We start from the raw sequence: 25,819 nt of genomic DNA on the forward strand, positions 1-25,819 counted from the left end.
GCGACTTAGTTGGACAATATCGTCCGATCATACTCGTAAGATGGTGGCCAAAATGGCTTGGTATGTTGAGGATTTCAGCGAGTGGGAGAGGCGTTACAGCCCACAATTCAACGTCGTCCCCTCGACGAACTGGTTTAAAGGCCAGGATCTCGAGAGCGGCGCCTTCGTTGAAGGCTATTCGGACCAAGTTCTACGAGTTGTGCAGGTGAGTTCCCATAAGGTGTTGCCAGACTTCTTCAGGGTTGGGATTCTGCCAGTCTGTTCGGATACTTTCCGCTCAATCGTGGAGAAACTCGAACCCAACGTTCATCAATTCTTCCCGATAGAGTTCGAAGGGAATGGAAGAGGCGCGAGCGATCCGAAGTGCTTCGTCTTCAACGCTGTAAATGCACTTGACGCAGTCGTAGTCGAAAAGTCGTCCGTCTACCTGCATGAGTGGGAGGCGATGTCCGGTAGCGGAAAGATGACACGATACTCCCGCGTTGCGATTAAGTCGCCAGGTGGCTTAGTCCTGAAGAAGGATCTCGTGGAGGGGAAACACATGTGGCGCACATCAAACGTGCTTCCCCGCTTGCTGTTCTTTTCTGACGAACTGATGAGAGCTGTTGAGACAGCACGGCTTAAGAGACTCACCGTCTTTCCAGCGGCCGAAGAGTAGTTCGCGCACGGCTTGATTTGCGTTCTCAGTTTTGATTTCTACCGGGGGGTTAGATGGACTACTCGATCGCAAGCTTAACTGAAGCGGTAGTGAGCCTGCCGGGGTTCACCGGAAGCTTTACCGGTGAACCCCGACCGACTTCAATGGCGGTCCAAGGCCATCATTTGATTCCCAACGAGGTTGCGTCCGGCTCTTGGCTCCTAAAAGCAATGACGATTATTGAGGGCGCCGGTTACAATCAGAATTCGTTCCAGACGAATGGAATTTGGCTTCCCAGCAAAGCTTCAGATGCCTACAGCACGGGCATCTCAAGACACGTGGGCGAGCACCCAGCCTATAGCAAATTTGTGATGGCAATTCTTGACCAAATGGAAACATCGGTCAGAGCACAAATTGCCATCGATGTTGCGAATGGTGTGAGTGAGGATCAAGCGATACGAGCGGCATTCGGTTCCGCCAAGCTAGAAATTGACAAGCTCCAATTGTTCTTGAAGTCGGGAATGGTGTCGCAGTGGGACCCGGACAGGCAGCGATTTGCTCCTGCGTTCTTGTTGAATGGCAGAGATAACTTTCTCCGACAGATCCTTTCAACCGAACTTACGTCGCAGGCCGACGTTTGGAACGACTACGGAATCAACAATGGGGGCGCCAGTCCTGCACAAGCGCAGGCGGCTTATCAGAGGTTCCTTACCAGCAAAGTATACACGGATGCCAATTACCGCGCTGGTCTGCTTTCGACTTCGGCGTGGTATGACATCGGTGCGGCGGGTGAGAAAATCTCGCCGTTTCAACGCGCGCTGGCTTTTCATACGGCAGTTGGGGAGAACAATACGGCAGCTCGACTGGCGGTATTCAGCAATAAGGAGTTTTCGCAATTCGCAAACCTGATGAAGAACCTCCTGCCCGATGATTCCGGGAGCTCTACTGTAAAGGCGCAATTTAGAATGTTCGGTGTGGTCGGCCTTGCGACGGGTGGCGCAACCCTGGCTGCCAACGGAATCACTTACGTCCACAATCTCCCCTCAAACGAAGAGGAAGCCTATAAGCAGATCTGGAACGACTTCTCGTCTCGATTGACTGTTGAGAACTTGGAGTCGGCGGCCTACGGCATGGCGATGTCTGGGCTGGCGGCGGGCACAGTATCCCTCCTTTTTGGAGAGGTGGGGATGTGCATGCTGCTCGCGGCCGGCGTAGCTTTCTCGTTTGAGTCGCTGCGAGAGTCCCTGCATGAGCTCAGGGATGAAGTCTATCCAGAATCAGAAGAGCTATCTGCGATCATCGCGTTGATGGATGAAACGTCGGACACAGTCGCTGGCGTCATTGAGTCGATCACTCCCGATTTCATTCGCAACTTCCGAGAGGCCATGATTGTCGATGGCCTAATGACCGGGCGCGGAACCGCGACCCAAGACTATATGGTTGGCTTCGATGCCGCCGAAATCTTCGGGAATGAAGGCAATGATATTCTGGCGCATCTAGGATTTGGCAAAATCGACGGCGGGGCCGGCAACGACTTCATCGTTGCAGCAGGTGGGCTGCTCAATTCCGGGGGCGATGGTGGCGTCATCGATGGCGGCGATGGCGAGGATTGGTTGTTTGTCCTTGGACATGGCGTGCGATACGTGAAAGGTGGGGCCGGCAACGACCTTGTCGGGGCGTGGGGCAGCGTTCTGTCCGGCGGCGAAGGGAATTCGCGCGACAATTGGATCTTCGTTGATGCCGGGCTGGGAGACGACATCATTCTTCCCGGCGTGTCTTCGGGCTCCGAAATCTGGGTCGGTAGTGGTGCGAACACGGTCTACTTTTCCAGCGATGTGCTTGTTCATGATATGGATGCCGATGATGTCGTTTCCTGGTTCGGTATCGAGCTAACCGGCGGCTTCCGACACGGCGATTCCGATAGCCCCTGGATGAGTGGTGCCGGAGGGTTCTTTCAGTATGCCAAGAACGGCGCCCATCAGTTGGCGATCGTCGATCCGTTGCGGTTGGTCTACGACAATTGGGAAGACCGCACTCTGTGGATTGACAATTTCGAAGACAGCCTGAACGGCGCCTCGACAGCCGGCATTCACCTATTTGAGTACACCTTTGAAGTACAGCACCTCATCGGCAACACCTTTCCGCACGGCTGGTGGAATGAAAGCTGGCGCACAATCGTCGGCCATATGGCCAAGTCTCTTACCGGCACGTCCTTCTGGGAGGGCATCGACCCGCTGGTGCTGGACCTTGATGGCGACGGCCTCGAACTCTCCTCAGTCAGCTATGGCGGCCCAACGCGCTTCGACATGGACGGCGATGGCTTCGCCGAGCCGACTGGCTGGGTGAAGTCCGATGACGGCTTCCTAGTGCGCGACGAGAATGCCAATGGCACGATAGATGGCATCGGTGACCTCATCGGCAGCCCGAGCCAGAACGGCTTTGCCGAATTATCGGCATTTGACACCAATGCAGATCAGATCATCGACGCAACGGAGGCCGCGGCTGCTGGCCTCCAGGTCTGGCGGGACCTCAACCAGAACCAGATCTCCGAGGCGAACGAGCTGACGTCTCTGGCCGCCGCCGGCATCAGTTCTATTTCGCTCAATGTGACGGCAACGCCCGGCAAGACCAATGTCACCAATGCCATCGCCGGCGAAGCCCAGTTCACGCGCGCCGATGGCACGACCGGCACGGTGAGCGACGTGCGCTTCCGCATCGACAATTTCATCACCACCTATCTCGGCGACAAGACGGTCTCCACCCGCGCGGCGATGCTCCCCAACCTCACCGGGCGCGGGACGCTGGCGGATCTCCGCGTCGCGCTGACGCTGGACGAGGCCGCGACGTCCGCCGCCAACCCGGGCAACCCGGCCCCCGGCCAACCCGGCCATGTCGCCGACCTCATCGAGGATCTGCCCGGCCTGATGGCGAACTTCACCGGCAGCAATCTCGGCGCGTGGCGGGCGGCGGCGATGCCGATCTTCACGCGCTGGATGGCGGCCATGCCCCTGCCGGCCAATGCCGATCCGGTCACTGCCGACCTCGGCACAGAGCCGCGCGCCGACATTCACGTCATCACCCGCACCGACGACAGCAACGCGCCCAAAGTGGTCGATTTCGCCTATCGCAAGCATGTGACCTGGACCGAGGATGTGAACGGCGTTCCGACCCAGATGTCGGGCGACTACTGGTACTTCGCCAGCGGCCGGACGGTGAAGGATGCGGGCGGCAATACCATCGCGCATCCGAGCCTTGCCGAAGCGCTGGCGACGCCGCTGGGGACGAACGAATCCTATGACATGGTGACGGGCGTGCAGATCCAGTTTCTGGAGCGCTTCCTGGGCGATGCGTTTGACATCGACCCGACAGCGGCCAACATCACGGGCGCGCTCACCCCGGCCATCGCCGGTCTGGAACAGCTGTTCAGCCAGTTCAACCGCGCCGTCGTGCGCCTTGGCGTGCAGGGGCCACAGGCGGGGACGACCTTTGCCGGGATCTCCTATGATCCCGTCGAGGACGATTTCAACCCGACGACGGATCGCGGCCTGGTGCCGGTTTTCGAACAGGTCTTCACGCAGGCCAATGCCAGCGGCGGTCTTGCGACCGTCAAATCCTGGCAGGAAATTCTGGCCTTCGTCGTGTCTGAGTTCGACCGCGGCGAGGATTACCTGCAGGTCACGGCGAGCTATCTCTTCGCCAACATCGTCGCCGCCCACGAGAATGTGCAGCCGAGCTTCGGCTTGGTCGATGCGGCGGGCCTCCTCGGCATCGACCGTAGCGGTATCAAGACGGGTGCCGGAACCGTCAACGGCACCGGCGATGCCGAGATCTTCTATCTCGGTGCCGGCGACCAGACCGTCATCGGCGAGGCCAATGACGATGCCTATGTCATCGGCAAGGATTTCGGTCATGACGAGATTCAGGACATCGAGGGCGTCCTCTCCAACCGCGGCCAGGACATCATCCGTTTCGCACAATATAAGTCGACCGATGTCGAGGCGTTCCGCGACGGCACGGATCTGATCATCCGCACCAAGGTCGGCGACAACGAACTGCGCATCAAGCGCCAGTTCGAAGGCATTGCTCCCGCCCTGCTCGGCGGCGACTATTCGGACGACACCGGGGTCACCAACATTGTGTTTGTCGATGGCGTGTCGTGGGATATGGGCGATATGGCCAAGGCCGTGTCACATACCTCAGCCGCGGACGAGACGATTATCGGCACCGATACTATCGACTATCTGGATGGCGGGGCGGGCAATGACCACCTGTCTGGCGGTGACTGGGGGGACGTCTACATCTTCGGGCGCGGTTATGGCCAGGATTCCATTCAAGAGGCGCAATCAGATATTCTGGTCGACTCAACCGACATCCTGGCATTTGCCCCCGGGATCAAGCGCAGCGACCTGGTCTTTTCGCGTGATGGCAATTCCAAAAATCTCAAGATCGGCTTCAAGGATACAACGGATCAGCTGACCATTCAGGGTCAGTTCTATGGCTCCTATTCCGGCTTGTTCGATGTCAAATGGATGGATCGGATCGAGGTCTTCGCTTTCGAGAAGGATTTCGACCTGACGGCCAATCAGATCATGGATATCCTGATCACCCAGTCTAAGACCGATGGCAACGATACCATCTATGGATTCGACCGGCAGGATCGGCTGGATGGCGGCGCTGGCAACGACTATCTTTCCGGTGGCGAGGAGAACGATACCTACGTCTTTGGCCTGGGCTATGGGCAGGATGTCATCCGTGACTACTGGACCAACCTCTTCAGCGGCCATGACGACACCTTGGAAATCAAGGACGTAAACCTGGCCGATGCCACCTTCCAACGGACGACGACGTCCCATGACGTGACGATCTCGCTGAGCGATGGCAGCACCGTCACGTTGAACGACCAGTTTGACGGCGGCTATCTCGGTGTCGGCAACCCCTTCTTTATGAATCAGATCGAGAACATCGCGTTCAAGGACACGACGCTGACTGCTAATCAGCTCATGGATCGCCTCATCCAGCAGTCCCGAACCGATGGCGACGACGCTATCTATGGATTTGACCGCGATGACGTACTCGATGGTGGCGCTGGCAATGACTATCTGGCCGGCGGCGACAATGGTGACACCTATGTCTTCGGGCTCGGCTATGGCCAGGATACGGTCTACGACATGTGGTGGAATGTGTTCGGCGACACCGAAGATTCCATCCAGTTTGGCGAAGGAATATCGGCAGCGAACATTAAGCTTTGGCGGTCGGGTAATTCGGTCATAGTGTCGGTGCTGGATACAGATGACAGCCTGACGATCCGCAACCAGGTATGGTCGGGTCAGCTTGGCAACCGCGACCATGAGATCGAGAAGTTCCGCTTTGCCGACGGTACTGTATGGGGCCGCACAGAGATCCAGAACGTGCTTCTGCAATCGACGAATGGCGAAGATGTCATTTCCGGGTTCTCGAGTGGCGATTGGCTTGATGGCGGCGCCGGCAATGATTTGCTGAAGGGCGAGAATGGATCGGACGTCTATGTTTTTGATCGTGGGTATGGTCATGACATCGTGGACGATTATCGTGACAAGGTGTTTTCGAGCGATAACGATGTCATTCAGTTTGGCGAAGGCATCACCTTTGCCGATCTGGTGCTGTCCCGCTCCGGCATGGATGTCGTCATTACGATCGCGGACACGGGTGAGTCGATCACGATCGCCCATCAGGCGGCTCAGAACAGTATCGGGCCGGACTGGCGCGGTATTGAGGCGTTGCGTTTTTCCGATGGCAGCACAGTGACGCAATGGACGCTCTTCAACATCCTGGCGACCGGCACGGACGCGAATGACAGCATCACCGGTTCAGAATATGGCGAGGTTGTAACCGGTGGAAAGGGGGATGATCAGCTCGCGGGTGACCAGGATGGTGACACCTATGCTTACGCGCGGGGCGATGGTCACGATACGATCACCGAATACTCCCATGGACGCGGCATCGACAGACTGAAGTTCTCAAATGTCAATCAAAGCGATGTTTCGTTGCAGCGAAATGGCCTTGATTTAACAGTTGTCGTCAACGAAAGCAGCCTCGGTGCCGGTGACGGCGGTTCAGTACTTCTTAAGACTACTCTTGATGATGCTGATGCACGTGGCGTGGAGGAGGTCGAGTTCGCCGATGGAACGATCTGGACACGAGCAGATCTTCGGGCGCTGGTCCTCGCGCAGGCAGCCACCAACGGCAACGATGCGATCGTTGGATTCAATGTTGCCGATGTGATCGCCGGCGGTAAGGGAGACGATACCCTGACCGGTGGCAATGGCGGAGACAGTTACGTCTACGCCAGAGGAGACGGATCCGACACAATCAGCGAGTATTATTACGGCTACGGAACTGACCAGTTGGTGTTCTTCGACATCAATCCAGGTGAAGTGTTGCTGGTACGGAACGGGATCGACGTGACAGTTGCCATTGGGGAGAGTAGCAGCGGCGCTGGAGATGCCGGCTCGATCCTGCTGTTGAATGGACTCGATGGAAACTACGTTGATCAGATTGTCTTCGCCGATGGCACAATCTGGAGTCAGGCAGACCTCAGGACAATGGTATTGGCCCCGACCATGACGTCGGGCAATGACACCATACAGGGGTTCAGTGTCGCGGACACTATCTCGGGCGGTGCCGGTAACGACGCTATTAGTGCGGGTGGCGGAAGCGACCAGATCACAGGTGGAGAAGGCGACGACACACTTTCCGGTGACAGTGGTGGCGACAGCTACTTTTATAGCAGAGGCGACGGCCATGACATTATTAGCGAGTACACTCTTGTCGGCGGCGGCACCGATAAGCTGATCCTTTCTGATATCAACCCAGCCGACGTGTCGCTGTTGAGAGTTGACGACGACGTTACCATTGTTATTAGCGAGAGTGCGCCAGGAGCCGGAGATGCCGGATCCATACTTCTTAAATACGGGTTGGATGGGAATTCGATCGAACAGATTGTGTTTGCCGACGGGACAACCTGGGTTCAGGCAACGCTGCGTACCATGTTAATCACTGCGGCCGGCACTGCCGGCGACGATACTGTGTCGGGATCGTCTGCAGCCGACATCATTTCTGGCGGCCTAGGCAATGATGTCCTCGCAGGAGACGCTGGTGGTGACACATACCTCTATTCGCGAGGCGATGGGAACGACACCATTAACGAATATACACTGGTTGGTAGTGGCTACGATAAGCTGATCTTTGCTGATATCAATCCCGAGGCAATTTCGCTCATTCGGGATGGTGACAATGTAACTATTGTCATTGGTGAAAGCAGCCCTGGTGCGGGTGATGCAGGATCAGTCTACTTGCGATATGGTCTTAACGGAAATTGTCTTGAACAGATCCTTTTCGCCGATGGGACGATCTGGACGCAAGCAGATCTCCGTGTCCGCGTTCTCGCCGATGCTTCTACAATAGGCAATGACACCATCGCTGGATTCGGTGGATTGGATGACGTCATAACTGGTGGTGGCGGAGACGACGTTCTTGCTGGCAACGGTGGGGCAGATAGTTATCTTTATGCGCGGGGTGATGGCAATGATGTCATCAATGAGTACACCCTAGTCGATGGTAACCCCGACAAACTCATTTTCTCGGACATCAATCCGGAAGATGTGTCGCTTGTGAGGGACGGTTCCCACGTAACCATAGTCATCGGTGAGAGCAGCGCCGGTGCCGGTGATGCCGGGTCTGTCTATCTGCGATACGGCCTGGCCGGAAATTCCATTGAACAGGTAATATTCGCCGATGGAACTATTTGGACACAGGCAGATCTTCGAATCCGGTCTATCGCCGATTCAACGACAGCCGGCGACGATACCATCATCGGATTCGGCGGCGTCGCAGATACGATCTCCGGCGGCAAGGGCAATGACACGCTTGCGGGTGACAGCGGTGGGGATACCTATCTCTATGCACGAGGCGATGGCAATGATGTTATAAACGAATATACCCTCGTCGGTGGCGGTTATGACAATCTTGTCCTTTCCGATGTAGAATCATCCGAAGTGTTCATGGTGCGAAACGGCGACCATGTCACCATTGTTATACCAGAAACACTCCCGGGCGCAGGTGACGCCGGTTCAATCTATCTTAGATATGGGCTGATCGGGAATTCCATCGAATACATATCGTTTGCCGATGGAGTGACTTGGACACAAGCGATACTTCGCAGTGAGTATATGTCGCGAGCGACAACAGCTGGCGACGATGTAATTACAGGGTTCTCCTCGAACGATAGTATTTTCGGCGGTGGTGGGAACGACACGCTAGACGGCAGTTCCGGTGCCGACAGTCTCACCGGCGGTACCGGAGACGACACTTACATCATCGACACAACTGACACCCTTGCCGAGGGCCTCGATGAGGGGACCGATACGGTCAGAATCTCGGCGAGCTATACGCTGCTGTCCAATTTCGAGAACCTCATACTCACTGGCAGCTCCGGTTATAGCGGTACCGGGAACGAACTCGACAACATTCTGACCGGCAATGGTGGTGCAAACGCGCTCACGGGCGGGTTGGGCAATGATACGCTGAATGGCGGCGCAGGCGCCGATACGCTGCTGGGTGGTCAGGGTGACGATATCTATGTTGTCGACCATGCCAGTGATGTGACGACGGAGGTCGACGGAGAAGGTGTCGACCTGGTCCAGTCTTCTGTCACGCGGACGCTTTCCGCCAACATTGAGAACCTGGTTCTGACCGGCGCGGCGGCGATCAATGGCACCGGCAATGAGCTGGACAATATGATCACTGGGAATGGCGCGAACAATGTGCTGGATGGGGCCGCTGGTGTAGATACACTGGCCGGTGGCACCGGGAATGATACCTATATCGTCGACAACAGTGCCGACCTGGTCATTGAGAACGCTATCGAAGGCGTTGATCTCGTCCAGGCATCGGCAACCTTCCAGCTCTCGGCAAATGTCGAGAATCTGACCCTTACCGGAAGCTCCGCAATCGATGGAACAGGAAATGAACTCGACAATCTCGTAATGGGCAATGCCGGGATCAATGTGCTGTCCGGCGGTGCCGGCAATGACACGCTGAACGGTGGAGCAGGCGCTGACAGCCTGATCGGTGGCCTCGGTGACGACATCTTTGTAGTGGACAATGCTGGCGATGCTGTGACAGAGGCGGCGGAAGAAGGAATTGACTTAGTCCAGAGCTCAGTCACGGTGACCCTTTCGGACAATGTCGAGAATCTCGTTCTGACCGGCACAGGAGCAATTGGCGGGACCGGTAACGCCCTCGGCAATGCGCTTACCGGTAACAGCGGCGTCAATACGCTTTCGGGTGGCGCCGGCAATGACACCCTGAACGGTGCCGCTGGGGCGGATACACTGATCGGCGGGCTCGGCGACGATACTTACATCGTGGACAATGCCAGCGATGCCACGACGGAAGCAGCAAGTGAGGGCACGGATTCGGTGCAATCCTCGATCACCTGGACGCTCGCCGCAAATCTCGAAAGCCTGACCCTGACTGGCGCCGGGAACATCAATGGCACCGGCAATGCGGCCGTTAACACCATCACCGGCAACGCTGGCAACAACACCCTGAGTGGTGGAGCCGGTGCCGATACATTGTCCGGTGGCTTGGGGAACGACATATACGTTGTCGACGATGCCGGTGACGTGGCGGCTGAAGCGGAGAATGAAGGGACGGACACCGTACAGAGTTCTATCGCCTTTACGCTCGGTGCCAATCTCGAGAACCTCACCTTGACTGGAAGTGCTGCGATAGACGGTACCGGGAACACGCTGGACAACGTCATTACCGGAAATACGGGCGTCAATACGCTGACAGGCGGCGACGGAAACGACACTTTGAACGGCGGGACCGGGGCGGATACGCTGCTCGGCGGAACTGGCAACGACACCTATGTGGTCGACAATGCCGGCGATGTGCCGACGGAGAATGCGGATGAGGGCATGGATCTGATCCAGGCCTCGATTACCTGGACCCTCGGTGCCAATCTTGAGAATCTTACTCTGACCGGGAGTTCCGCAATCAACGGCACAGGTAATGTGCTCGACAATGTCATCACCGGGAACAGCGGAAACAACGTGCTGAATGGTGGCGCGGGCGCGGATACGCTGGTGGGTGGCGCCGGCAACGATACTTATGTGGTCGACGCTGATGATGTGGTGATCGAGGCAGCCAACCAAGGCAATGCGGACCTGGTTCAGAGTGCCATTACATGGACACTGAGTGCCAATATCGAGAACCTCACTCTTACTGGCGCCGCCGCTGTCGATGGCACTGGCAACGTTCTCGACAATGTCATCATCGGCAATACGAGTGCTAACACACTGGCCGGGAACGATGGCAATGACACGCTGAATGGCGGTGCGGGTGCCGATACACTCATTGGCGGCCTCGGCAACGATATCTATGTCGTGGACGATGCAGGGGATGCGGTGAGCGAGATTGGAAATGCGGGCACGGACACCGTGCAGAGTTCGTTGACCTACACGCTTGGCGCCGACCTGGAGAATCTGACCCTCACCGGATCTTCAGCGATCAATGGTACGGGCAATGCTCTCGACAATATCTTGACAGGCAACACCGGCATCAACCTGCTGACCGGCGGTGATGGCAACGACACACTGAACGGTGGCACAGGGGCTGATACTCTGGTGGGTGGAACAGGCAACGACACTTATGTGGTGGACAATGCCGGTGACCAGACTACGGAAAGTGCCGACGAAGGAATCGATACTGTTCAGTCCTCGATCGCCTGGACCCTTGGCGCTAATCTTGAGAACCTGACCTTGTCCGGCAGTTCAGGCGTCGCCGGCACAGGCAACGCGCTCGACAACGTCATCACTGGGAATAGCGGAAACAACGCGCTGACAGGCGGGGCCGGCAATGACCGCCTCGACGGTGGTTCCGGAAATGACGCCATGGCCGGTGGGATCGGCGATGACACCTACATCGTCCAAGCGACCGGCGATGCGATCACTGAGAATGCGGCAGAAGGTATCGATACAATCGAGAGCTCGATCACGATCTCGACGCTGGCGGCAAATGTCGAAAACCTGACCTTAACTGGCACTTCCGCAATAAACGGCACCGGCAACGCCTTGGACAATTTCATCACTGGCAATTCCGGCGTCAACATCCTGACGGGTGGCGCAGGGAATGACACGCTGAATGGCGCAGCTGGTGCGGATTCATTGAATGGCGGTGATGGCAACGATATCGTGGAGGGTGGCTTAGGTAACGACACGCTTTCCGGTGGCCAGGGAGCCGACGAGTTTCGTTTCGGCCTATCCGCCGGCGCAGATACTGTTGACGCCTATGATACCGACGGTGGCGCCGATAAGCTTGCAATCGATGCGGGCGTAGCGACAGATCAGCTCTGGTTCAGCCAAGCCGGCAATGATCTCCTTATGACGATCATCGGCACGAACGATACAGTGACTGTACAGGGCTGGTACAGCAGCACGGATCGGCAGCTTGATCGTATCCAGCTGTCCGATGGAAAATACGCGACAGCGAGCGATGTCGAGCAGTTGCGATCAGCTATGGTGTCATTCAGTCCGCCGCCACTTGGCCAGATGACCCTGGATTCCGCTGTGCTGCAGAGTCTGACGCCGACCCTCGCGGCGGCTTGGCATTAGAAAACTGATTAGATGATATGAAGAACCACTTCGTTCGAGAGCGGCCCACAGCGTTTCAGCGCCGAACCAGGACCCCTACCCAAAGGATCCTGTTTTTGTCAATTGGGAGAGCACAACAACCCACGATACAGATTCACGATCAGTATCGCTACTAATCCAGATCTATAGGAAGGATCTGTTAGATCGTTGAAGTTGGAAGGGGTCCCGGTTCGGCACTGAGACACAGCTGTCCGGCCCGCTCTACGGTCGGCGCGGTTTTGAAGCCTGCCTTGCGGGGTCTGCGGAGATGCTGACGGTCTGCCTGGTCATCACGCTGGCACTTCCGACGATTGGGCCGGCCGCCAACCGCTGAAATAACAAGTCGCGGCCTGCATGGGCCCGGTCGGCTTCAGCTATGCGAGCAGATCGGCTTCTCATTCGGGCTCCTCATCATAGCTGGCTTTCCCCAGCAATCCGTGGCCTGGAGTCCCCGGGGGCAGGTCAGCAGGTCAACCCGCATCAAGTTTTACTTGCTGCGGGCCTTTGTCCGAGCTTTCGAGAACTCAATAGCATTTGCCAATTCCTTGCCATAACCCGGCGCGAGATGATGATAGCGACTGACCATTTCATTGGTCCGCCAATTGCCGAGCCTTTTGACCTTTTCGGTGTCCAGCCCTTTGATGAAGGCGTGAGAGGTCATGTTGTGGCGAGCCCAATGCGGAGTCACGGACCGAGCGACTTCCGCCCGGTCCCGCAGTTCTCGAGCTTTTGCCGTCTTGTCGTACCAAGCCTGCCCCTGCAGGCCAGATGCCTGATGTTCCGTCAGGCGCGCAAGGCGATCAATGACCTTTGCCACTTTTGTGCAAAGGTTGTTCCAGGCGGTCTTGGTCTGAAACCCCTCCTGACGCTTGGGGCGGACGTAAGGAACGCCTCTATCCGTTAAGAACAAGGCGTCATGATCATCCGTACGAAGGTTGAGGTACACCCGCAGTCGATCGGCATACCAGTCGGGTAGAATTCGAATGTCATCTGAGCCACCTTTGGTCTCTCCAAGATAGAACTGCTCTTTGCCCCGATCCATGATCAGGCCCTGTCCACGATACTTGCCTTCGACGGGTCGGTGTCTTGGAAGGTGAAGAATGGAGCCGCCACGACATCCAGTCGCGAAGATGCCTGCGACGTATTCCGTTAGGCGTGCCGGCGCCAAGCGAATGAACAGGCTGACCTCTTCAACGTAAAGCCACTTGTTCACGGGTTTAGGGTACGTATTGCCTTTCGGAAGATCCGGTTTCGGGAAGTTGCCAATATTCCATTCATTATGAGCGAAGTTCATGATGGCGAGATACACATTTGCCTCTCTCCGCTGCGTGGAGAGTTTGTTCCTCTTGATTTCGTGAAGCTCCCGGAAGTACTGCTTCAAGTCTTCCTTATCAATCGAATGCAGTGGCATATCGAGCTTGCCGCGTTTGTCAAACCACTGGGTCCATTTCAGAACATACTCGATTTGCTTGTCCGGTTCATCGACTAGAGATGCATCGCGATCACGTCGTTCCGTCGTTCGTTTCTCAGCATAAAGCTCAACAGCTTGTCGCCAAGTGACAACCGTCTTCGAACCATAGGTTAGTTCGTTCCGGATCCGCGCTTCCGTCTGGAATCGGAGTTCTTCCGCGAGTTGCCGGCCGTTGGGGTCTTGAACGCCAATGCCTGTAGTTTCGTATATATATCTGCTTTGGGTGCCAATACGGACCGTGCCGCGGATGTAGAACTTCTTGCGCTTTGGCGGGACACAGACCGTGAGTGACATGATAGAAGTCCGATAATGAGAAGATAATGATGGTGCTCAAAGCGTTTGGAGCGATCGGTACCGGTGAAGAGATCGGCGTCTGGGAAAGTTCCTCGAAGCCGACGAAGGTGATTGCGAAGAGTTGAAGGCCCCATTTTCAGGGTCATGGCGAGCTCCACCTGGGTGAGCGGCCATCGAAACCCGGTTCCGGCGAGCGTGATCACCGCCCCGCGAAAGTTCTCCGACGGGGCGTCATTTTGAGTCAAAACAGGGTGGGCCATTTGCTTCATGCCCCGGATATTGGATTTCCGAAAACGCATCGGCCTATGTCTGCGCCGGAGTGACCTGAGCGGGTTGGTCGCGCAAAATACTGCCATTGTATCGATTGGTTAAATGATGCTGCGCCGTGATGATCGTAGCCCCCACATGTGCTGTCATCCCAAAGGCCCGTTGCGGCCCCCTCAGAGTCAGTCCATCGAGACCTGTCGCCAAGGTCGGAAGGCAGCCAGCTCGCGCGCGACTGGGGACGACCAATAGGTCTTCCATCCGAGACGAAGCCGATCGATGAGACCGAGGCGATGCAGCTCGGCTGCATCCTCCTGAAACGCCGCATTCCAAAAGTCAGTATCGTGTCGAGTGTTCACAAAGGCGTTGGCCAACAGCTCAAGCGTCGTACAAACCGCTCGATCGCCTGGCACGCCAGCCCGCGTGAGAGCGTCATGCAGCCTCTGACGCTCCTGCATAGCGTCGTGGAGCATGAGTTTTCCGGCTGCAAGCGCCTCCTCGCAGACTGTCATCATGAACGCGATGAGATGGTCCGGTGTGCCGATCGCGGCAGATCCCTCGAGCATCGATGCAAGGGCGTGGCGCTGACGGTGCAAGGCCAGTGGCAGTGGGAGTGCCCAGAATCCCATGCTGTCAAGCAATGCAATGAAGACGAGCCTAGCCATCCGCGCATTGTCCTTCGGAAAGGGTTGAATGCGGGTGACCTCAAAGAGACCAAGAGCGGCACGGATCACTGGATGGCACGCCCCATGAGCCGGCGATCGAAGGCCGTACAAAAATCACCGACAACCGCGCTGATCTCTTCTACTGGCACAGCCGGCGGAATATCGGAACCGATCGCATCTTGGGTGTTCCGCAGCAGAACTCTGACAGATCTCGACCCAGGCGCTGTTCGGCCAACCGAAACAACCAGCGCGGCCAGTCCGGCTTCGCCATCCTGGTGGCCGGAACTTCGTGGTCCCAGCCGCCGCTCAGTACGATATCGAGTGCACGGCAATTGCCCGCGGCGATCCGTCGGTGTCGGAAGAGCCTGAGGAGATCGAGATCGTCACGCATGGCATATTCTGCCCTACGTCCACTGGCTTCGAGATCAAGTGAATCGGCAACAGCGCCTTGCGTGCCATGGATGCGCAGTATGGGCATCATCCCCTGCCTGACTGCGTCATCGCGCAAGTTGGTGTAGGCTCCATCAAAGTGCGCGAGACGAGCTCCAAGCTGCGCCTGCGCGAGTGCGGCCACGACGCAGAGATTCTCTTCGTAGGAATTTGACGCTGGCCGCTCCAGCCGGGATAGCGGCACCTGGTTTGCTGCCTTCCTTGCCTCGTCGACGGCCGCGGCCAAGGCCAGCAGGTCATGCCATTGAAGGTCAGCAATTGTGGCGAGTTCCGGCACAATACGGTCCAAGAACTCGAGCACGAGATCTTCCGATAATGGGATTGGCTGGCAAGCGGGATCCAGCTTCTCGTCGGCCGTCAATAGCAGAACGAAAGATTCCCAGTTGCCGCTGCGAGTCTCGGACATCCATAGCCGCGGATCCTCGACCTGGATTGCGTAAGCTCGGGCGGATTGATATGGGCCGAAGGGATTGAATCGTAGAATGCCTGTTCCCTCTACCTTCTGATAGCGCATGTTGGGGCGCAATGCCGCGAGCAGGCTATGGGGACAGGCAATAATCTGGTTGGCCATTGGACAACTCCCGGAAAGGACTGAACTGAAACAGATGCTGCCCGGCGTCTGGGCGGTATCGCCTGGCGCTGGGTACAGAAAATGGCTGGATGCCCGTTGCGTTCGATGGTGCGGCGATGGGCGCTGCCCGGCTTGTGGGCAAGTTCACAAGTGAACAAGCTGGCTGAAGCCGAATAGGCGGTTAGAACTGCGCCATCGGCGCGGACATCAAGGTGCGGGCCGCCCTGTTCGACCAGGCGCGTTCGCTCGGGAACCCGCTGAGATCGAAACTGAAGCGCGCAACATCGACCTCATCGAACTGGTCGAGGACGCCGATCCGCCAGGAAAATTCCGTGCCATGAACCGTACGCCGGATAGCTTGCGGATCCGGTCCAAAGACCATCGAACCCGCGAACTCGGCGAGCTTGATGGCAAGGCGTTGCCCCGCGTCAGGGGCAAATGCCTCCCGGAGGGCGGCGCATTCCGGTGTCAGGGCTGTGAGTATACGTCGACCGAGGCGAATTGCCTGATCGCAGGCCCCCAGCAGGAAAGTCAGGTAGGCACGCGGGTCGCCTTGGGCGCTGCCGCGATCGAGAGCTTCCAGGTACCGGTCCCGTTGCCACACCAGTATGGCGTCGAGGGGCAGCGCCGGCAGGCCGCTTTCCAGGAGCAAGCCCTGCAGCAGCATCCGGGCGAAAGGGCTATTCATCTTCGCGTAGGGCCGCAACCGCAGGAAAGCTATCTGCGCCATGGCAGCGCGGACCAGCGGATGAACTCCGTGCCACAGCGCGCTGTCGAAGATCTGGGTGAAGGCATCGTACTGCTGCTGGACACCTGCGTCGTCAAGAGAGAACGATCGCTTTTGCCCATCATAGGCGGAGCGAATCTCGACGTCGTTGGTGCGCAACTTGCCAGCATGTTCACATCCCGGCAATCCGTCCAGCAGCGCTCGCTGCACAAATTCGAGGCGAGAAAGGTTCAGCCAGTTTCGGTTCTCGATGGTAGCCTCGTGTTGGCTCTCCATCATTTCCTGGAAGGCTGAAAGCCGGTTCCCTGTCCGCCGCCAGAGATCGATCAGGCGCCCCCGGGTCTCGCCTTTGAGGCTGGGCACGAGGGTGTTTCCCACTGGATCCAGTTGCAGCTTGGCGCCCAACTCGGCTTGCATACCGAGGCGCAAGACCGCTGCCTCGAGCCCGCTTGCTCGCAAGTGAGCATGATGTCGTGTGAGCTTCCGATCGAGCGGGCGGAGTGCCGGTGCCAATAGCTTCTGCAACCCGTGTGCTTCTGCCAGCACCTCAATCTCCGCGCCCACAGGCAGGCGAGTGCGGGGTATGCGAATAGCCGGCTGTGCATCTCGCGCCCGCGCGAAACCCGCAGCGATGTCGAGCCTGTCGTGGCCGCTGAGATCCGGCAGTTCAAGCAGTGCCGCCTCGGCAAGGTTGAGCTGTTGGGCGACCAGCGGCTGTGGCAGCATCTGGGGTAGCGCCACTTCGCCGGTCTTCTCGCAGCTGGTCAGGAGCAGCGCATAGAAATCGTCGACGTAATGCGAACGCAGTTCAGGAAAATGGACAAGCGGGTCGACATGTACGCGTAGAGCCGGCGAACGATTTGGTGCGAGAACAGTCTGGAGCTCTTGGTCGCGAATGCCGAAAGCGTGGGCGCGGGGGAAGGTGCGGTGCCGACGGATATCATCGATCGTTGCCGCCGAAACATTGATGACTTGGGATGCCATGAACGGACCTTCTGGGGCGCGGCTATGGCCGCGCTGCCTGTTGTGGTGATGGAACGGCGAGGCGCCGCCGTCGGATTGAGTGACGGCGGCGCGCCATCCGGTTAGAAGTCGAGATACCAGTCACAGCCGCTGACACGGCGGCTTACGAGCACTAAGACAAGCACAAGGATGTCGCCATTTTCGCTTGGTCGCCGGATGCGGCGGGCGAGAACGTGGCGATTGTGTCTGATGCGAATGCGAGCGAGCCTATCACTTAGCACCAATCTGAGGCGCCTCAACGCTGCGCCGGAATTCTGCATCGTGTCGCCCAAGAGAAGAGGCAACGCGACGAGTGCAAAGTTCAGTTGTGCGACCATGTCTGGGCTGACCGGGTTGGCGCCGGGAGCCTGCCGAATCTCGATCTCGTCGGCGCCGGCGGCAAGGCGCATAAGTGTTGCGTCGTCAACCGCGGAGCAGACGACTCGCATGCGGCCGTTCGGGTCATGCCAAGTCTTGTGGAGGGTGATTCCAGAATTTTCGGGAGTGATGCGTTGCATGTGCTGCATACAATTGTCCTCGTATGCGCGCCAGAAATGCTCTTGTTGAGAATCTCTTGCCGAGCTTCTGCCATTGGGCAGTGCTCGCCGCCGCGCATCCCGCGGCGGCGGCGACGCTGCCTTCTCGCTGTTCCTCCCCTGGCGCTGAACGAGCGGAATCGATGCTTATCCAAGAGGCGGCAGCATGCCTTTGACTTTCGGCCTGCAGCACCAATCGTGGCCCCGTGAGCAGCGACCATTGCCGCATATCGCATATGACCGAAACGGCGATTAGAGCTTCCTGCTGTCAATCCTCTGCTGGGGAGACTGTGACCGAGCCGTGGCGGTCCGGACCGCTCCTGGTTCCTGCGGGAAATCCACATCTGTCACGTTGGCGTCGTTTTCGACAGGAATAAGTCCCATCTTGAGAAGCTCCGTCCTTATGAGCTCGAAATACGAAGCGAGCACCATCGGACTTAGATGCGGCGTCACCCGGAGGTAAGTGGCGGCGGACACGGCAGCGTCATGCAGTGACGTGTCCTTCCTCTGCGTGTCGTCGGACTGCGGCAACGAGGCGATCTGTTCGGCCAAGCGCAACTGCAAGGCCCTGTCTTTGGCCACGATGCGGTTCTGGCACAGATCGGCGAGGCGGGTAGCGAACGGCAGGAGCGCCGGCTGGGAGCTGGCAGGCGCGTTGGGTGTTGCCGTCGTAGGGCGACGATCCGGAGATGGTTGGAGCGCCGATTTGCGAATCTGCGGGGTCGCGCTGCTTTTGGCAATGGACTGCGATGTGGATTGTGGCGTGGGATACTGGAGCGGTTGCGAAACTCGGCGTGCCTCCGTGCACTGAGCTTGCGGATTGCGCTCAATAAAGGTTGGCAGTGAGAAGGCGAGGGACGGTGCGATAGTGCCGTCATGGTCGTCGTAGCGCAAAGCACTCAGGATTCGGCTCGCTGCCGGAATCAGTGACCAGATGTCATTCCGGTCCGTATCGGGTTCGAGATCCTGACCGGCGTCCTTGGCGATAACGTAGATCTGCGCGAGAGCAACGGAGACAGCGTGCTGGATGTTCTCGCGCGGGTGATTTGATGCAAGATCATGGAGGCTATCGCGAATTGCGGCAAATGTGCCTCGGCTGAAATGCGCCATCCTCGCGGCAATCTCCTGCCAATCTGCAAGATCAATGGCATCGATGTTGGCGAGCAGGGCGCGGACATCCACGTGCCCCCGAGAAGGCGCGAGTTCATTGAGATGTCGCATTCTGTCTTCGCTTTTGAGCGGAAGAAGCTTGAAACATTCCAGGTCCACCCCGCCGCGAATGGATTCAAGTCCCACTTTACGGAAATGCCCATGCAGGGAGCGGCGCAAGGCGGCTAGCGGATGGGAACTGGGCTTTGCGGACGAGTCAGTGACACTAGGGAGACCCCTGTAGACGGCAAAAGCCTGTTCGGCGGCCATGGATGTCAAGCGTGTGAAAATATGGTCGCAGTCAGACCGGCAGGAGAGATTGAGGACGTCGCCGATGCCGGCGCCGGGCCAGCGCCAAGGCCGAGGGGCGTGATATTGGACTGAAGTCACCGCTTTCTGACTTTTGTGCGGCGGCGGGTCACCAAGCGCCGCCAGCGCCAGCGAGGGCTGGCGAAGGTCTGAGGGCAAGGGCTGGAGCCAGACCGGCCAGTCGTCGATCTCATCGATCGGGCCTTCATCCGGCTCTAGCCTCGGCATGAAGATATCACCCAGAATGGCAAATGCTCCGTTGCGACCAAGCGCATGGCGAGGGGCTGATCGCCCCAGAAGAATGAGACGCGCGCCGGTCTCAGCGACCCTGCACAGGAGGCGGTCGGCGCACGCGGCGCCGATTAGGTCGGCATCATGAACGAACACCAATGTCTTCTTGTCCCAGGTCAAGTCAGTCCCGACTGTCTGCCCTCGCAATGCCGACGCAATCAGGGTCACGAGACGCCTGAATCGCCCTGTACCGGTCCGCTTTGGCGCGAGATTCACAACCCGGGCGCCGGATCGTCGGGCCAGCCGGTCGAGGCCCAGCAAGGTAGAATCCGCAATCCTTGACGTCTTCAAGACGGTCAGCCCGGCTGGCTCGGCCAAATCGCGGAGTGCCTTTTTGAGTTCTTGCCGCTTCGGGCGAATTAGGCGCCGAGCGAGGTCGATGGCCCCTTGCGCCAATTGGCACTGGCTGGGATCGGAGAGAGTCTGCCAGGCCAAGGTCTGGCGAATTTTCGGATTCTCATCTCCTGATTGCGCGCAGTCTGAGTCGTGAACCGGCCGGAAAAGCGACCATCCCGGCGATTGAACAGCGGGACGAGTTCAGGCGACTCCTGCAACGCTGCAATTTGTGCATCTGCCGCTTCTTCAGCGATGCTGTGCCGTTGCAGAACGGCACGAGCATCGTCGGCCGTAAAGGTGGCCCGGGTCTCTACCAGGAGCTCGATGAGGACGTCGGATTGCTGGACCGCGTTCCTGGAATCAGCCTTCGTCTCGGCCCAAGCGGTGGCGGCATCGCTCTCCGGTAAATGCACAGTCTTGCCCCGATGCGGCTCTGGAATTGCCGCCTTCTCGGGAATTTCAACCTCAATGCCGAGCTTGCGTGCGTAGTCGAGTTGGAACGCCGCCCATCTGTCCGGCCAGCCGCCCCCTTCGGAAACAAAGCCCTTGCCATCGGTCTTGTTTGCGAAGTTGGCGAAGACGCCTCGGATCTTGTTGCCCACCTTTCTACCGGAAACTTCTCTGGTGCCGACCAGCAGGTGAGCATGCCAGTTCAGGGGGGAAGACTCATCCGGCCGATGCACTGCGAACTGCACGATGAGGCCCAGAGGCAGCAGTTCCTCCCCGATGAACTTCTGGACCAGGGCAACGTTCTGCGCCTCACTGAGTTCATGCGGACAGGCCAGGGTGAGGTGGTAGGCGAGTTGGGAATTGTCGCACCAGGCTGGCACCATCTCTTCGCGCGACAAGCGCTTCTTGGCCGGATTGTCGATCCGGCCAAGAAGCGCCTGGTACTCGGCTTTGGTCTGTTTCCCGGAGCCCGTGCGTTTGGGAGTCGAGCGGATATCTGCGCGCTCCATGGCGGACCACAAGTGCTCTGGGTTCCTGAAGGCCGGATCAACGCCGGCGGGAAGCATGATGTCGCTGAAGACCAAATCCTCTTTCTTCGATCGGTGCCGGAAGTGCTCGCCGGTCACGGCGCTCCGGAGATTGGAGCGGGAAATGTAGGCAGCCATGCCGGTGGGCAAATCGCCATTGGCGGCCTTCAGGATGTCGATTCGGAAGAAGCAGATAGCCATGGGCATGTCACGAGCTAGTTGGAACGCCCGAAGACATATATTCGTGGAAACCCGCTTTGCCGGCCGATCGTGAAATGACGCAATCACATTCTGCGCGCAGTGCAGAATGTGATTGCGCTTGCTCGTCGCTGGCGCGCCGATCAAGGGGCCGGGCTCGGAGAAGCTGGGGAAGGCAGGCGTGGGCGAATCGGGGTGCAGGAACTGGCTTGGGATCAGCGCCATGGATGTCGCCAAGCGCAATTCCGCTTCAGCTACGAAATCGTCAGTGCGCCGATAATTGGGGAAAAAACTTGCCTTCGGCCCTGGCGCTGCGTTCAAAATCCTGAAGAACCGGACTGGCGAGACTATCCGCTACTTCGCACGTTTGTAACGCGATCGCGCCATGAAATACGGTTGGAGTCAGGCGGCGCAATTCCACGCTGGACCCATCATTGGCGGGTCGATGGGGTGGCCGGTGCATTGGCAATGCTGCCCTATTTGGAAATAATTCTGTGGTGCGGAATTGCGCGACTATATCAATCTTCATGACTCGAAAAGCGCTCAAAAAACTCATTCGCGAAGCGGAACAAGCTGCAGTGGAGGCGGAGCAGACCGCACTTCGACGGGCGAGACACGGCGCGCGCGTTCAGCAGTCGGCACGGGGCAAAGAAAATTTCTTGAAGTACCGAATTGCCGGAAATGCAATTTGCTATGCTCGTGGTGATATCTCCCTCGCTGAATTCCACCTGCTCCTAGCCGAGGACTGCGCGGAGCTTCCGAAGATCGATGCCGCCATGATCGATGCGGGCCTCCGAAAGCGCAGAAATGAGACGGTGCCGGTCGATACGGACAATCCTCAGGCGAGCTCGCAATCGACGTACGCATTGACAGCCGCCCCGTCAGAAATGGAATCGATCGAGCTCGCTTTTGCACAGATTCCGCAGGGGATTTGCGCCTGAAACTGAAGAGCGCGTTCAAATTCCGGTACGACCCCGATGTGAGGGTCTGGCGTGGCAGAGCAGTACCAGCAGATCTCGCTGCAGAAATCCGCGGCTGCAATGCCGATGGCCTCGTTAGCGTTTTCCGGGTCAAGGGCGTTACCCAGTGCCTACCATAAGGGTGCTATGGCAGCAACGTCCATCTACTCAAGAAGCGATCAATGGAGCGACGAACAACAAAAAATTCCTGTTGGGATCTGCAATTTGTGCCGTAGATCACTCTCACCGATCGCGGTTGCAATGGGAGAGAGATTGATGGCTTTGAAAGTGAAGGAAGGAGAGAAGTGCAATCCCTCGAAATCTGCGCGGGCGAAGGGAACGCGACCGAGAGGGAGCTCGAGAAAAGGGAAACAACGGAAGCTGGGTGAGTCGCCTCGCCAGGAAAGGGAGCGCCCATCGGAAGCAGCACGGCCGACCTCGCAAGGCGCGGAGAGGGTGCAGCTCGCCATCCGAGTGTGGCCTTGGGAACGAGCGGAACTGCATCGTCGCGCGATCGATGCTGACACGGATGTTCAGGTCCTCGTCTATCGCGCATTGCTTGCACAAGGGTTGTTATCGACGCCATCGCCGGAGTATGCTCGAGCCGGTGGGCGGCAACGACCGGCCGGCGAAACGACTCGGCAGTATCGTTCCTCTCCTCAGAATTTCGGCTGCTGCAATGGCACCGTGGAGGTCACGCGGATCCTTGCCGGCATGGTCGCGTCCTTGATAACGAGCTGAGGTCAGTCGGGGCGACAAGGAGCGGCGGGCGATTCAATTGCGGGCACTGGAAGAGGACGTAACAGTCCAGGACGTCATTGTTACGGCACTGGCTGTTTAAGATGTTGAGGTCAGGGGCCCCGCGAACCCCAGGATCTGTGCAGCGATCTCAGTGTAATAAAGTGCGCAACAGCGGAAATTCGCAGCATTGCATCACCACCGGCCCCATACCGGGTCAGTACGATGCTGCAACTTTGATTCACGAACTCTCAGCGCTGGTCAAGAAGCTTGCCGACGCTTTCGTGCAATTGCCGCGTGATGGAAAGGAGGAGCGTTGCTGCCGCATAGGACTGCCACAGTGACGTAAATGAAGTGCATGGGTGGATGGGTCCTGGATGACGGGCTGCACTCACAAATGAATCTGCAGAGAGCGAAGATTTGGCCGACGGTGGCATGCCGGCCAAATTCCTCCAAATGGGGGCGGTATCAGGCCGCGAGCCTTGGCGTCACCGGCTCCCGCACCACAAATCCGATAACAACGCGGCGCTGGATCTCACTGGCCTGCTCAGCCGAAATCTCGACAATAAGCTTGCGCCCGGAACGCGGATAGACCAGGGCTTCGGTGACGCCAAGCAGATACCAGCCTGCCGATTCACGGACAAGATGGAGCCGCGTGGATTTGGCACTGAATCGATAGCTTTTTGCGGTCGGGCCCGCAGGCTGGTAGGAACAAGTGGCTCCAAGGCGCTGCGCCTTGGGCAAGACGCCGAGGAGCGCCTCGGCTTCTTCCACGACATCTTGCACATCGCTAAAGGCTGTCACCGTGAAGCTTGTCGCCTTGCCATTGACGGCGAGGAGCCGTTCCTCAATGGCAGTCTTGTTGTGTTCAGCAATCTGTATTCGCATCTAGTGTCTCCATGCGACGACCAATTGCCGGGGCCGCCGGCACGGTCTTCAGGCATGAAAAATCACACCAGGACAGGGAGTATGAAGCCGGTGGTCAGCCAGAATCCGTTCCTCAGTCCATCCGGATATTGGATCAATGGGGACAAGGTGGTTTTCTGGAGTGAAGTCCGCAAGTTTCTACGGATCGACGCCGCCATGCCGGCATTCTGGGGAACAATGCCTCACCCGTGGCTTATATCTTGCGTTTGAATAGGAGGCTGGGGTCCAGTTGCTTGCCCGTAATGCAGCGGGTGAGGGCCCGGACCTGATAATCCGCGTTATGGAGAGCGCCGGTTTGACTCCGGCATAGCCGCGACATCGCCTTGATATCATTGCGCATGACGCGAATATGAACCTCCCATCTACACAGGGAGGCAACCCTTTCCATACCAGTAAGTATTTTGGGGGTGAGGCCGAAGACGGTGGCGTATCTAACTTATTGATAAAATGGCGCACCGGAGAGGATGGAGCTGGGCACCGCTATTTGATTGCGGGACCGCTATAATTTTCCAACCTGACCACAGTCAGGCTTCAGGACCCGAAAACCAAAGTGCGCCCTGAGGAGGAGCAAAGCGACGGGAAGAGCGCATGAGCGAGACCGGCCCGCCCGAGGGCAGGCACCCGGAGGAGGAGTATAGCGACGGGATCGAGGGCCTCCGGCGAGCGAAGCTATTTTCCATTGCGCTGGTAAGAGTTTGGGCCGTCTGTCCGTCCGGCCTCATGCCGCCGGAAACAGGATTTCCAGCCGGTCACTGATCCATTCAAAAACCTCGGTCGAAGTGTTGAACGAGGGTGCCGGCGTCGCGGGATCGAGCAGAGCCTTCAGGACGTAGCCGGCATTCTCAAGCCCGGCGCTCCGGTCGCCCATCTTGAAAAGGGCGCCCGCATCGCGAAAGCGCAGAATTGTGGCCGGATGGTCCTTACCGATGCCCACCGTGTCCTCGTGCAGGAATAGCCAGGTCAGGGCGACAACGATCATCAGGACGCGAAACTCGCGATAGAGCCCGTTGCCGGCGTCGTCGAGAATCCAGCGCGTGGCAAAGTCGTCCGCCTGAAATTCCTGACGCACACGAAGGTGGGCCGGGATCAGTGCCGAGTGTTGCTGGTGAACGTGGGCAATCTCATGGAGCATGATCCAGCTAAGGGCGCCATAGAACACATTGTTGACGCGCCCGGCGGGACTACTGAAATCGGCTTCCGGTGCCGGCGCGGGAAGGTCTTCCGGCCAATCCCGGTCCGTGCGGAAAAGCAGTTTCGCATAGGCAACATGCGCGGAAATCTTGCGTTCTGCAGACTCCGCCCCGATATCGATCTCAGTGCGCCCGGCAGTTGGTTGGCGCTGAGACCGGGAGGCAATGTCCGCTGCATGGTAAGCCGCATAGGCAACGCACCATAGGCTCGCAAGGCCCGCATACGACAGATAGATGGCCTTGTCGGCAGGCACGGCATAGAAGTTCGCCTCCGTCTCGCTCGGAAGCAGATCCCATCTTCCCGACCCGAATATCTCTTCCGCAAGCTGCGGGCCGCGCTCGGGCGCAATATTGAGCGGCGCATGCGCGGTACGGCGAAAGAACGGTTCGGTGATCTGCTTGGTAGTTGGCAAAGGGTATTTCCTTATCTTGCGGTGCCCGCAATCCTGAGCC

Annotated in this window: 12 protein-coding genes; 3 read left to right on the plus strand and 9 right to left on the minus strand. The window is 58.0% G+C overall.

The genetic code is table 11. The features are described 5' to 3' along the window. Positions 1-52: 52 nt before the first annotated feature. Entirely contained in the window at positions 53-658 is a 606-nt protein-coding gene (locus ACE3TY_RS01060; protein WP_374650072.1) for an imm11 family protein, read from the plus strand. Positions 659-711: 53 nt separating this feature from the next. Then, positions 712-12,294, plus strand: coding sequence for a calcium-binding protein (locus ACE3TY_RS01065; RefSeq protein WP_374650074.1), 11,583 nt, complete (start codon positions 712-714; stop codon positions 12,292-12,294). A 505-nt stretch (positions 12,295-12,799) separates the two neighbouring features. Here the strand turns inward: ACE3TY_RS01065 and ACE3TY_RS01070 are convergent. From ACE3TY_RS01070 to ACE3TY_RS01100, 7 genes are all read right to left on the minus strand, one after another. Further along, a complete protein-coding gene (locus ACE3TY_RS01070) occupies positions 12,800-14,077 on the minus strand; it encodes a tyrosine-type recombinase/integrase (protein ID WP_374650076.1) in 1,278 nt (425 codons plus the stop codon). Positions 14,078-14,523: 446 nt separating this feature from the next. Beyond that, positions 14,524-15,075, minus strand: a complete 552-nt coding sequence (locus ACE3TY_RS01075; protein WP_374650078.1) for a hypothetical protein — start codon at positions 15,073-15,075, stop codon at positions 14,524-14,526. Positions 15,076-15,145: 70 nt separating this feature from the next. Next, positions 15,146-16,027, minus strand: coding sequence for a hypothetical protein (locus ACE3TY_RS01080; RefSeq protein ID WP_374650080.1), 882 nt, complete (start codon positions 16,025-16,027; stop codon positions 15,146-15,148). 181 nt (positions 16,028-16,208) lie between these two features. Beyond that, on the minus strand, positions 16,209-17,738 hold the full coding sequence (locus tag ACE3TY_RS01085) for a hypothetical protein (protein ID WP_374650081.1): 1,530 nt from the start codon (positions 17,736-17,738) through the stop codon (positions 16,209-16,211). A gap of 101 nt (positions 17,739-17,839) precedes the next feature. Next, a complete protein-coding gene (locus ACE3TY_RS01090; protein ID WP_374650083.1) occupies positions 17,840-18,283 on the minus strand; it encodes a hypothetical protein in 444 nt (147 codons plus the stop codon). 261 nt (positions 18,284-18,544) lie between these two features. Continuing rightward, positions 18,545-20,161 carry a hypothetical protein gene (locus tag ACE3TY_RS01095; RefSeq protein ID WP_374650085.1) on the minus strand — a complete coding sequence of 539 codons (1,617 nt, stop codon included), beginning with the start codon at positions 20,159-20,161 and terminating at the stop codon, positions 18,545-18,547. Between the two features lie 239 nt (positions 20,162-20,400). Beyond that, positions 20,401-21,777 carry a MobA/MobL family protein gene (locus ACE3TY_RS01100; protein ID WP_374650087.1) on the minus strand — a complete coding sequence of 459 codons (1,377 nt, stop codon included), beginning with the start codon at positions 21,775-21,777 and terminating at the stop codon, positions 20,401-20,403. A 302-nt stretch (positions 21,778-22,079) separates the two neighbouring features. Between ACE3TY_RS01100 and ACE3TY_RS01105 the strand changes: the two genes are divergently transcribed. Continuing rightward, complete coding sequence (locus ACE3TY_RS01105; protein ID WP_374650089.1) at positions 22,080-22,493, plus strand: hypothetical protein; 414 nt, start codon at positions 22,080-22,082, stop codon at positions 22,491-22,493. A 1,224-nt stretch (positions 22,494-23,717) separates the two neighbouring features. Here the strand turns inward: ACE3TY_RS01105 and ACE3TY_RS01110 are convergent. Further along, positions 23,718-24,137, minus strand: a complete 420-nt coding sequence (locus ACE3TY_RS01110; RefSeq protein ID WP_374650091.1) for a hypothetical protein — start codon at positions 24,135-24,137, stop codon at positions 23,718-23,720. A gap of 757 nt (positions 24,138-24,894) precedes the next feature. Continuing rightward, positions 24,895-25,779, minus strand: coding sequence for a phage exclusion protein Lit family protein (locus ACE3TY_RS01115; protein ID WP_374650093.1), 885 nt, complete (start codon positions 25,777-25,779; stop codon positions 24,895-24,897). Positions 25,780-25,819 lie beyond the last annotated feature (40 nt).

It is taken from the genome of Dongia sp. (assembly GCF_041918875.1).
Lineage (GTDB): Bacteria > Pseudomonadota > Alphaproteobacteria > Dongiales > Dongiaceae > Dongia.